The sequence below is a fragment of the Adhaeribacter sp. genome (genome assembly GCF_057359045.1).
Window position 1 is genome coordinate 1 of record NZ_JBMQUD010000065.1, and the last position, 11,790, is coordinate 11,790.

At 44.8% G+C, this 11,790-nt stretch carries 10 protein-coding genes; 4 read left to right on the plus strand and 6 right to left on the minus strand.

Annotation, left to right across the window (positions count from 1 at the left end; all coding sequences use genetic code 11):
* The coding region (locus ACO1R6_RS10340; RefSeq protein ID WP_486264492.1) for a catalase at positions 1–1,310 on the plus strand (1,310 nt) is incomplete at its 5' end.
* Between the two features lie 156 nt (positions 1,311–1,466).
* Here the strand turns inward: ACO1R6_RS10340 and ACO1R6_RS10345 are convergent.
* Together ACO1R6_RS10345 and ACO1R6_RS10350 are read right to left on the minus strand one after the other, a co-directional pair.
* Complete coding sequence (locus ACO1R6_RS10345; RefSeq protein WP_486264493.1) at positions 1,467–2,222, minus strand: metallophosphoesterase family protein; 756 nt, start codon at positions 2,220–2,222, stop codon at positions 1,467–1,469.
* A 4-nt stretch (positions 2,223–2,226) separates the two neighbouring features.
* Positions 2,227–2,967 carry a nucleotidyltransferase gene (locus tag ACO1R6_RS10350; protein WP_486264495.1) on the minus strand — a complete coding sequence of 247 codons (741 nt, stop codon included), beginning with the start codon at positions 2,965–2,967 and terminating at the stop codon, positions 2,227–2,229.
* 333 nt (positions 2,968–3,300) lie between these two features.
* Here ACO1R6_RS10350 and ACO1R6_RS10355 point away from each other — a divergent pair, with 333 nt between their 5' ends.
* The gene (locus ACO1R6_RS10355) at positions 3,301–3,834 is read left to right on the plus strand and encodes a metal-dependent hydrolase (protein WP_486264497.1); all 534 of its coding nucleotides are present in this window, start codon (positions 3,301–3,303) and stop codon (positions 3,832–3,834) included.
* Between the two features lie 186 nt (positions 3,835–4,020).
* A complete protein-coding gene (locus tag ACO1R6_RS10360; RefSeq protein ID WP_486264498.1) occupies positions 4,021–6,555 on the plus strand; it encodes a TonB-dependent receptor plug domain-containing protein in 2,535 nt (844 codons plus the stop codon).
* A gap of 41 nt (positions 6,556–6,596) precedes the next feature.
* Here the strand turns inward: ACO1R6_RS10360 and ACO1R6_RS10365 are convergent, their stop codons facing one another.
* Together ACO1R6_RS10365 and ACO1R6_RS10370 are read right to left on the minus strand one after the other, a co-directional pair.
* Positions 6,597–7,289 (minus strand): DUF421 domain-containing protein, encoded by a 693-nt coding sequence (locus ACO1R6_RS10365; protein ID WP_486264499.1) that lies wholly within the window; start codon positions 7,287–7,289, stop codon positions 6,597–6,599.
* Positions 7,290–7,320: 31 nt separating this feature from the next.
* Positions 7,321–8,010: a DUF421 domain-containing protein gene (locus tag ACO1R6_RS10370; RefSeq protein ID WP_486264501.1), complete on the minus strand. Its 690-nt coding sequence runs from the start codon at positions 8,008–8,010 to the stop codon at positions 7,321–7,323.
* 273 nt (positions 8,011–8,283) lie between these two features.
* Here ACO1R6_RS10370 and ACO1R6_RS10375 point away from each other — a divergent pair, with 273 nt between their 5' ends.
* Positions 8,284–8,817, plus strand: a complete 534-nt coding sequence (locus tag ACO1R6_RS10375; protein ID WP_486264502.1) for a 5' nucleotidase, NT5C type — start codon at positions 8,284–8,286, stop codon at positions 8,815–8,817.
* Between the two features lie 4 nt (positions 8,818–8,821).
* Here the strand turns inward: ACO1R6_RS10375 and ACO1R6_RS10380 are convergent, their stop codons facing one another.
* On the minus strand, positions 8,822–9,757 hold the full coding sequence (locus ACO1R6_RS10380) for a DMT family transporter (RefSeq protein WP_486264503.1): 936 nt from the start codon (positions 9,755–9,757) through the stop codon (positions 8,822–8,824).
* A gap of 99 nt (positions 9,758–9,856) precedes the next feature.
* A complete protein-coding gene (locus tag ACO1R6_RS10385; protein WP_486264505.1) occupies positions 9,857–11,677 on the minus strand; it encodes a tetratricopeptide repeat protein in 1,821 nt (606 codons plus the stop codon).
* Positions 11,678–11,790 lie beyond the last annotated feature (113 nt).

Sequence of the window (11,790 nt, forward strand, 5' to 3'; positions counted from 1 at the left end):
AATTCACGGTTACCCACGATATTACCAAATATACCCGTGCCAAAATATTTAACCAAATTGGCAAAGAAACACCTTTATTCCTGCGCTTTTCTACGGTTGGCGGCGAAAATGGCTCGGCCGATACCGAACGCGACCCGCGCGGCTCTGCGATTAAGTTTTATACCGAAGACGGCAACTGGGATTTAGTAGGCAACAACACGCCGGTATTCTTTATTAAAGACCCCAAGAAATTCCCCGATTTTATTCATACCCAAAAACGCGACCCGCGCACGCATACCAAAAGCGCAACCATGATGTGGGATTTCTGGAGCCTGAACCCCGAAAGCTTGCACCAGGTAATGATATTAATGAGCGACCGCGGCACGCCTTACGGTTACCGCCACATGCACGGTTTCGGCTCGCATACCTTCTCGTTTATTAACGCCGAAAACGAGCGTTTCTTCGTGAAATTTCATTTTAAAACTTTGCAGGGCATTAAGAATTTCTCGGACGAAGAAGCCGGCAAAATGAAAGGCATCGACCCGGATTTTGCGCAGCGCGATTTAGTAGAAGCCATCGACCGCGGCGATTACCCGCAGTGGGCGTTAAAAATCCAAGTCATGACGGAAGAAGAATCGAAAACCTATAAATGGAATCCGTTTGACTTAACCAAAGTTTGGTCGCAGAAAGATTATCCGCTGATTGATGTGGGTATTCTGGAACTGAACCGCATTCCGAATAATTATTTTGCCGATGTAGAGCAATCGGCTTTTGCCCCGGCCCACGTGGTAGATGGCATTGGTTATTCGCCGGACCGCATGTTGCAAGGCCGCATTTTATCGTACCCCGATGCGCAACGCCACCGGATTGGTGCCAACTACGAGCAATTACCGGTAAATCGCTGCCCGTACGCCGTTAATAATTACCAGCGCGATGGCGCCATGCGCTACGACGGCAACGGCGGCAGTGCGCCCAATTATTTCCCGAACAGCTTCGATGGCATTTACCCCGACGAGAAATACAAAGAACCGGCGCAGGATTTAGGCACGTCTATTTCGGGTTGGTTCGATAGAAACGGCGAAGGCGAAAACGACCATTACACCCAACCCGGCGATTTATTTAGATTAATGACCGAAGACGAAAAGAAAGCCACGGTTAAAAATATTGTAGGCGCCATGAGCGGCATCAGCGGCGAAAAACGGGCTTTAATTATTAACCGTCAATTGTGTCATTTCTTTAGAGCCGATATTTCTCTAGGCATAGGTGTAGCGATGGGTTTGGGTATTGATGTGCAAACCCAAATGATGCAGCACGCAATCAGCGGCAATTGATTTCATACCACATATATAAGCAAGGGGCGGGAATATTTCCCGCCTTTTCTTTTTTAAACTACCTTACCGGCAACTTTTAACATGCCCTTTAAGAAATTATTAAGTCTGCGTTCTTCCTATAAAGTAGTCATCTTTGCCGGTATTTATTTTTAAAGCTCACACTTCAAAAATATAGTGCTGCAACTGATGCACTTTCTGCAAAATGGGCTTAGCTACATTGTAAACTTTTACCCCGGCTGAGGTTTTGCCTTCTAACGTACCCACGTGCGCATGTCCATGAAAAACCGCTTCTACTTTTCGCCGGTTTATAGGCTCTACCAACCGCGACGAACCCATAAAAGGCCAGATTTCGTGAGGTTCGCCTTCAATGGTTTCTTGTATGGGCGCGTAATGCATAACTACTACTTTCTTCATATCCTCGTCGTAGTGGTTTTCCAGGTGGGCCAGGGCCCGGTCTAGCTTCAGGGCTTCGTCTACGGCTTCCTGCACAAAAGATTTAAACATTTGCTCACCAAACATAGAAAGCATATACCGCCCAAAACCACCACCAAAACCTTTAATGCCCGCAAAACCAACATTATTTATAACTACGGCTTCGCCATCCAAAATATGAACCTGATCGCTTTCAAGCATTTTTTTAATGGTTTTCTGCTGATCACGTTCAAAATCGTGGTTGCCCAATACCGCTACAATGGGTATAGCACAGGCTTTTAGTTCTTCTTTTAATATTTCGGCTTCGTTTAAATGGCCGGTATCGGTTAAGTCACCAGCTAAAACTAAAATATCGGCCTCGCGCGATACATTCTTAAAATAATCAGTCCATTTGCCGTGGTCGTTCTCTTTTACATGAATATCGCCCACTGCGGCAATCCGGATCTTTTTGGGCTGGTTTCCGCCTTCAATTATTTCCATAATGTTAGATTGTCTTGATGGTAATTACTTTATACTCCCAATCGGTAATATCGGTGCGGTACTGCGTTTGGTCTATAATAGGTCCCAGGCACACTTTCTCAATTGGCAATGGCATATCGTATTGTGTTTTGGCCAGTTCTATTAACTGATCGAATAACCATTTGGGTATAATATCGCGCTCGGTGGGGTACACAAACTGAAACAATAAAACCTGCGCCAGCAGCAAGTGCCAGTGCTGCTCTAGCCGCGACCAAATGCGTTTCCAGTCTAACTGATGGCCGTAGCGCAAAATAATATGATTTACATCGGCTCCATCGTAGCGTTCCCGGTTTTGCACGTAAACTTTACACCACAGCAATTCCTCGGCCGGAATAAAGCGCACGGGCACACCGTAAGCTTCCCCGGCCACGGCGTTATCGAACCAACTATCGTCTACTGAGCAAATATTATTTACGGTATTAAATATTAAATCGATGTACATGCCGTTGCGGTACAGTTTGGCCAGCCAGCGTACGTCGGTAAGTTCTGTTTCATAACCATTTTCCGAAAAGAGTTTCAGAATACGGGGGTATTCGCCGGCTTTACAAAACAAATCCAAATCTTTTAAGTCGCGCACAATGCCGGAATACTGACGAAAGGCCAAGCCGCCGCCTACCAAATATTGTAAATTATTTTGGTTAAGCAGGGTCAATACATCGCGATAATAATTTTCGGCTTCTACTTGTTGCTTTTCATCTTGCTCCATAAAATATTTATCAAAATAATAAGGGGTCAGTTTAAATAATGTAAAATAATTTATATTGCTCTTGTAAATGGGGCCAGGCAACTAACCGCATATTTGGCCCAGGAAAGGCTAGGGCACGATGAGCAAAGTAGTACATTTACTTAATTTGTAAATATTTGTTGTCGGGATGCAGCTAGTTTATTATTATGTTTCGCGAAACCTGCTAAACTACTATTCGGGACTTACAGAAACAGCCTAAAAGCCTTTCCGGAGCCGGGCAGCAAACTGTTTTAAAACTTATCCTGCTTTGTTTTAGCGGTAATTTTTTGGGTAAAATTTAATTATTATTTATATATGGCCTCCGCCTTCGGACACGCCCTGGCTGCAGTAGCATTGGGCAAAGTTTTACCCGTAAAAAAACAGCCGCTACGCTTCTGGCTTTTAGGCATGGCTTGTGCAATACTGCCCGATGCCGATGTACTGGCTTTTAAATTAGGCATTCCTTACGAGCATGTATTAGGGCACCGAGGTATAACGCACTCGTTTGCTTTTGCTTTAGGGCTGGCCTTGCTGGTTACCTGGTTATTCTTTAGAGAAGTAAAAGTCAGGAGCCGGGCGTGGTGGTTGCTGGTAATTTATTTCTTTTTAACCACGGCGGGGCACGCTATTTTAGATGCTTTTACCAACGGTGGTTTAGGCGTGGCTCTTTTTGCGCCTTTCCATAACCAACGTTATTTTTTCCCGGTCCGGCCCATTCAGGTTTCGCCGATTGGTATAGGCCGGTTCTTTAGTCCGGAAGGTTTAGCCGTGTTAGGCAGCGAAGCCCTTTGGATAGGTTTACCCAGCCTTTTTCTATTGCTTATGTTACGCTTGCGCCGGTCTGGTTAATATTTTATAGGTTGATATTTTATCAGCAATAATAATCTGGCAAATCAGCTTACCAGGCAATATTTCTTACGAATACCATAGTCTTGAAATATTGAGTTCCAGGCCTAAAAGCCGAGGCTGGGTAAAGCACAATAAATAAGTAAAACACGCAGCCACCCTGCTAATAAATTAATAAATTTAACGGCAGTGCTGTACAATATTATGCAGCAGCGGCTAACCCATTATTTCTCCTATATGGCCCAGGCAAAAAAGTATAATGTATCAGTAATAGCATGTGGTAGCCTAGCGTTGGTAGCGGGTTTTATTCTAGCAGCTTTCCGGTTTACCGACGATGGAATTACCAGCCCTATCACCCAAAAACTCGAAAAATATATTCACATGCGATTCCCGGAAAAAGTTTATGTGCACCTGGATAAGCAAGATTATGTAGCCGGCGAAGACATCTGGTTTAAAGGTTATTTGGTAAACGGCATTTACCATACCCCTACCGCCATTAGCAAAAATTTATACGTCGAGCTTATTTCGCCGGATGGCGTAATTGTAAACAAGCATACGCTTAAAGTAGAGAATGGTACCACCGCCGGCGACTTTGAGCTTTCCGATTCTTTAGAAACCGGCACCTACCAGCTACGAGCCTATACCAACTGGATGCGTAATTTTCCGGATGCTTATTTTTTCCGGCGCAGCCTGAATATTTACAACGACCGCAGTTATACCGCACCCGCCATTAAAGCCCGGTTGGCGCGGACCAAAACGGCGCAGCTAAATGCAACACCGCAAAAACCAGATTTTGATGTACAGTTTTTCCCGGAAGGTGGAAACCTTGTAGCTGGCGTAACCACCCGCATTGGCTTTAAAGCCCTGAACCAGTTTGGCCTCGGCGAAGATATATCTGGTAGCGTTCTGGATGCTAGCGGCAAAGAATTAACCACTTTTAAAAGTAGCCACTTGGGTATGGGGCATTTTGTTTTTATACCCGATAAAGCACAAACCTTAACCGCGCGCGTTAAAACCGCCAGTGGGCGTAGCTTATTAGTTCCTTTCCCGGAGGTACAGCCAAGTGGTTTGGTAATGCAGGTAATTAATTTCGCATCCGGCGATTTACGCGTAGCAGTTACCCAAGCCGCAACGCAACCGCTTAGTACCAAAACTTTGGTTTTGGTGGCCCAAATGCGCGGCGCTATTTTTTATACGGCCAGCGTAAAACTAAGTAAAAAAGATGTAGTTTTCCCGATCCCGGCCAGTCAGGTGCCCGGACCAGGTATTGCCCAGCTTACCTTGTTTGATGCAACCACGCAGGAGCCTCTGAACGAAAGGTTGATTTTTGTCCGGCCTAAGCAAACTTTAAACTTAAGTATTCAACCAGATAAAAACCAATATAAAGCCCGCGAGCAGGTACAACTAAATATTACCGCTACCGATCCGACCGGTGCCCCGGTAGCCGGCGAATTTTCGCTGGCCGTTACCGATGCAGCTTTACCCGGTAAAAACGAAAGCGGTAACTTATTAACGTATCTTTTACTCAGCTCAGACCTGCCGGGCAATATTGAACAACCCGCTTATTATTTTGATCCGAAAAATACCAATGCCTGGCAAGACCTGGATAATTTAATGCTAACGCAGGGCTGGCGGCGGTTTGCCTGGAAAGAAGTTTTAACTGAAACTTACCCCGCCCTGAAATTTATTCCGGAACAAGGCATTATTGTTAGCGGCCAAGTTAACCGGTTACTGGTAAATAAACCTTTATCTAACGCCGAGGTTTTGTTGGTAAGCTCCGGCCGGCAAGGTTTTATAATCCAGACGCAAACCGATGCGGCTGGCCGCTTTGCCGTTGGCGGTTTAGACTTCGACAGCGTGCGTACACTTTTTGTGCAGGCCAAAAACGAAAAAGGCAAACTGAATACCACAGTTAACCTCGATAAATTTGAAGCACCGCCCCTGCAATTTCTCAGCCCGGTACCTCCCGCCGACAATAATTCTGTATTAACGGCTGCTTACATCCAGAAAATGAAAAATCAACAGAAAATAAACGATACTTACACGTTTAAAAACGGCGAACGGGTGTTAAAAGAAGTGCAGGTAACCGCTAAACGGCTCGAAGCGCCCGAAAGAACCCGTATTTATGGTGCCGCCGATAACGTAATTAAAATGACCGACCAAAATGCCACCTACTCCAGCGTATTGCAAGCCATCCAGGGCCGGGTAGCCGGGGTACAAGTTATGGGCGGCGGTATGGATATGCGGGTTTCGATTAGAGGTGGCGGCGAACCCTTGTTTTTACTCGATGAGATGCCCGTGGATGTAGACCTGATTAATAGTATTAGCCCAACGGATGTAGAAACCATTGAAATATTAAAAGGGCCTTCAGCTGCTATCTATGGTTCGCGGGGCAGCAATGGTGTAATTGCAGTTTTTACCAAACGAGGGGGCGGCATAACTTCTTCGCGGCCTAGTTCTGGCACTACTACGGGCAAAATGGTTGGGTATTACAAAGCACGCGATTTTTTTGCGCCCCGGTACAATGTTGCCCAGGAAGCTCACAATTTACCCGATTTACGCGCCACCGTTTACTGGAACCCCAGCGTAAAAACCGATGCTACCGGCAAAGCCACGGTAAGTTTCTACAACGCCGACCAGGTAAAAGGTTTAAAAATTATGCTGGAAGGAACCACACCTGCGGGGGCAGTGGGTAGCACCAGCGCGCAGCTATCTACCCGGTAATATTTAAAGTTCAGGAATAATTTTAATTAAATACCAGTGGCTTAACTCACTACGGCTTCTTCCCACTCCTGGTGCTGGCAACGGTCGCAGGGTGTATTGGGTTTGGCGTTGTTTTTAGTCAGGTTACCACAACTGGCACAAGCAAAGCAGCCATCGGCTTTTTGCTGTTCCTGCTTATATTCCTGGTCAAAATCGGGCAGCACCGATAAGCCGGTTTTTGTATCCGGAAACTGAATAATGGTAAATTCGCCGCTGGCCTCCAGGTAAGCCCTTTGCACTCTGCCTAAATTATCAATGCCTTCGCCCCGGAATTCGGCCAGTAACCGTTCCCGGGTTAAACGGGTTTTTTCCATGCGATCTAACAACATATAGCCGTCTTTCACCAAGGTATTCATATCATCGAGCACCAGACTTTCAAATTTCTTATTTTGCGTAGCGCGCCGGGAAATAAACCGCTGAAAAGCTATCACAATCAGGGCAATAATAACAACAGGTAATAAGCCGCGGTCCGGCGAGGCTAAAGCTACGCCGTTGGCTGCTGCTAACGATACCAAAGCAATCATCTCGTTGCGCGTAAGCATGGTGCCCATTCGGTTGCCCATCAGCCGCATAGCCAGTAGTAACAGAAAAAATATAAATGTTACCCGAATAATTACTTCCAGTAAAAAGCTAGGCGGTACTTCGCCCAGTATTATGCGCATCCAATCATTCAGGTTTATTTCTTCCGGCTTCATGCTTCCGTGTAAAAGTACTTTTGGTTGATATTTATTTAACGGCGTAAGTCCAATCCGGACAGCTACAATTAGGGCAAATCTGGTTAGCTGTATTTGCTTTAGGCTCTACATGGCCGCACTGCAAACAGGCATTCAGTTGGCCATCTTGTGGTTCGGCCTGGTGAATTGCCGCATCTTTCTCGGGTAAAACCGATAAACCTGGCCGGGGCTGCGCCTGTCGGAAAACACTAAACTTACCGCAGGCTTCTAAATAAACCCGCTTAACCTGGCCCAAATGCATTATTTGCTGCGACCGTAAGTTGGCAAATAACTGTTCTCTGGAAATTCTGGACTTAACCATATTTTCTCTTACCAACTGTCCATTCTTAACCAAATCCAGCACATCGCCCTGCACTATTAATTCTACCGGGCGATATTTAAAAGCCAGCCAGTTAATGCCGCGGAGCAAAAACAAAACGCACACCAGTATAATAATACCCGGCACCAAACCACGCTCCGGCACCTGCATAGGCGTAGACACAATACCGCCCAACATAATCATAATGGCTAATTCAGTTATGGTTAATTGGGCGTTCATGCGTTTACCCATCAGCCGCATAATAACTACCAGCACCAGGTAAATAATTAAAGTGCGTAAGGCTACTTCCAGCATAAACGTAAGCGGGGCATTGCCAATTAAAATACGCTTCCAATCGCTTAAAAATATTTCTTCTTTTTCCATGGCAACCTTAATACGGGTTAGGTACCAGGGTGTTATGCTTATTTTTAACGATAAATACGCAGAGCAGCCCATTAATTACTGGTATTAAAACCTAGTTGTTCTTCACTACTTTGCCCGTACACATAAAATAAGTTAAGAAAATTTAGGGGTTAATATTCCCAAATACATTTTCAGGATACTGTAACGTTGTTAGCCGCTCCAAATTAAATGATACTAATTGTATCGGGAACAGATTGGTTTACGTAAAGGCTTACCAACCTACCAAAATAGATTATGGCTAAAAAAAGTATAGCTATTGACATGGACGATGTTATGACCGACACCGTTGGCCAGTTTATAAAACAGTACAAAGAAGTTTTTAACGAAGATTTATCGGATTTGCGCCTGCCCGGGCGCAGCATCCAGAATACCGTACCTCCCGACCGCTTAGAAGCCGTACGGCAATTCCCGCACCAAGAATATTTTTTTAAAGATATTCAAATAAAAGACGATTGTGCGGAGGTGGTAAAGCGCCTGCAGGAACGCTACGAAGTATACATTGTAACGGCGGCCATGGAATTTGAGCTTTGTTTTACCGATAAATTTAACTGGCTGAAACATCATTTGCCTTTTGTTCCCTGGACCCACATTGTGTTTTGCGGTGATAAAAGTATTATCTGCACTGATTACTTAATAGACGATTTAGAAAGAAACCTAAAAAGCTTTAAGGGTACACCGCTGGTATTTACCGCCCCGCATAATGCGCACGTAACGGAATATACCCGCGTAAATAACTGGCAGGAAGTAGCCGATTATTTCTTGAAATAAAAGTTTAGCTTTTCCGGAGGGTAATTAAAATAATACCTGTAAGTACAATTGCAGTACCAACCAACTGCACAAAAGATACCTGCTCACCCAGAAAGAAATACGCTAAAATAATAGTAGAGATTGGCCCGATACTGGCAATGATAGCCGCATTACCGGCACCTACCAACCGGATACCTTCGGAAAGCAAATAAGCCGGTGCTACCGTAGCCACCATAGCCATTAAAAAACTATACAAAAAAACCGGGGTAGGCAATTGCAACAAATGGTGCTGCCCCGCTACCAAATAATGAGCAAATACGCCTAAGGCAGCCAGGGTCATGGCGTAAGAGGTAAAACGCACTGTACCAAATTTAGGAATAAGCTGGCCGCTACCCATCAGGTAAGTGGCATAGGTAACAGCACTGGCAAATATTAGTAAGCCCCCTTTTAGCATATTGGCCGGGCTCTCGGTGTGCACATCGCCTAACAATACCAGTAAAACGCCGGCATACGTAAGGCCCAGCGCAATAAACTGGGAGCGGCTAATAGGTTTGCCTAAAAATATAGCTGAAAGCACAACGACCAGGGTAGGGTAAATAAATAAAATCAGCCGCTCTAAACCCGCCGTAACATATTGCAATCCCAAAAAATCAAATAAACTCGATAAATAATAGCCCACAAACCCCATCAGCACCAGCCAGAAATAATCGCGGGGAGTAATTTTATATTGCTGCTCGCGGTTACCGGCCTTAGACAAATAACCCACTACCAGAAATACCGGTACCGAAAAAGCCATGCGCAGGGTAAGCAACGATACCGAATCTACGTGGTACCGGTAAGCCAGCTTAACAATAATGGCTTTAGAAGAAAAGCAAACCGCCGATAATAATACCAGCATGGCACCCATCACTTGGCGCATATTTATGCCGGTAAAGGGCGCACTGGTGGTTTTAGGCCACATGTATTTAGATTTGTATCTGAACGAAAGGTACTTTATAGAACACCCGTATCTGTTGAAGCAAAATTAAGATTATCCTGGCTAAACCCGAATAAGAAATTATTAATTTACTACATCACCGCGGAGTTTGCGGAAACGCTTGCGGGCATCTACGGTAAAAATGCTGCCGGGATATTTTACCAGTAAACTATTGTAGAGTTCCTGCGCCTTGGTTTTATCGTTCAGGTTCTCTTCGTATATCCGGGCCAGCATAAACAATGCATCGTCGCTTAAAATATCGTATTGCGGGTTAGATACAATAGAAGTTAAGTTAGTAATGGCCTTCTGGTAATCGCCGAGCTTTAAAAATACGTTGGCTTTCAGGAAATAAATTTCGTCGGTAAGGCTATGCCCACGGTATTTAACCAACATGTTATCGAGTTTGCCAATAGCCTGGTCTTGCTTATTCTGGAAAATCAGCAATTCGGTAGCCGCATATTCTGCCAAAGCCGTAGTAGACGAGTCTAAACCGGTATTGTCGGTAATGAGCAGGCTAAGCGCCATGGCATCGTTGGCAATTTCGCGGCTGGTGGCTAGTTTTAAAATATCCAGGTGCTCCTGCGCCAGTTCAAAATCGCCTTTGTAGTAACTTAATTTAGCATTGCGCAATTTGGCTTCGTGGCCCAACTGCATTTCTTTATGGGTTTTTTCTACCTGCGAGTAAAGCAAGGTCGCTTCCCAGGGCTCACCCCGCAACAAATAAATATCGCCTAAAGTTATTTTCGCATCGGCTACTACATCCGGGCTAGCCCGCGGCGTATTAATTACTTCGTCCAGCATGGTCATGGCTTTAGCCCGGTCATCGAGGTAAAACGCGTACAAAGCCGCCATGTTTTTCATAATTTCAGCGGTACGGGCACTTTTACCCAGCTCGCTCAATAATTTATCGTACTCAACCACCAACATCCGGATTTTATCTAAATCGACGGGGAATGTATTACGTACCTGCTCTTCGCGCGATTTTATGGCCCGTTCACGGGCTATTTCATAATATGGCCCTCCCCGGTATTCTTTTGTAACGTATTCGTAGGCTTCAATGGCGCTTTCGTAATCTTTATTTTTAAGGCTGATAGCGCCCAGCTCCATTACCCGTCCGCCACCACCTTTGGTGCGCTTATCGAGCGAGCGGGCCTGCATTAAGGCACTAAAAAAATCTTTACGCTGCGTATATAACCAAATAAGCATTTCGCTGTAAGCTACCTGGTCGGGATATTTTTGTAAGTTAGAGATAAGGGCCTTTTCTAATACATCAAACTCTTTTTCTTCTTTTAAACTATTTTGCAGCATATTCTGGGCCAGCAACAATTGGTTAGGATTAGCTTTAACCAAGTTTAAAATCTCGCCGATTAATTTATCAGATTGCCGCTGCACCGCATACAATTGCATTAATTGCCCGGTAAATTCGGTTTCGTTTTTAGAGAGTTTACGCCCGCGCAAATACGTTTTTTCGGCGTATTCCAGCATATTATTTTGTTCAAAAGCATTGGCTATGGCTATTAAGTTGTTGCTATTGACTGCTTCTACCAGTTTATTGAAATGTTTGGCAGCGTTATCTTCGTTGCCGGCGGCCTGGTACACCAAACCCAAGTCTATCTGGTAAGCTATCAATTCCGGACTTTTTTTAATCGCTTTTTTCACGAGCTTTTCGGCCTCTTTATGCTGACGCAACGCTAATAAAGTTTTCAAATATTCGGGGTAAACCACGGTAAATACCTGGTCGTTGCGGCTTAGTTTTTCAAATACACTCTGGGCCTTGTCGTATTCCTGCTTCCGGAAATACTCCCGCGCCAAAGCAACTTCATCGGCTTGGGCCCAAACGCCCTGGCTCAGCAGCAACAACATAGCGCCAAGTAATATATTTTTAAGAGCAGAGAAGATTTTCATAAGATAACGGTAAGCACTGCAGAAGTAAATAATGGTACCCGTTTTGGACAAGGTTTCTCAATATAACGTATTTTTCGTTCTTTTAGTAACGGCAAACCAGCTACTTAGGCAAT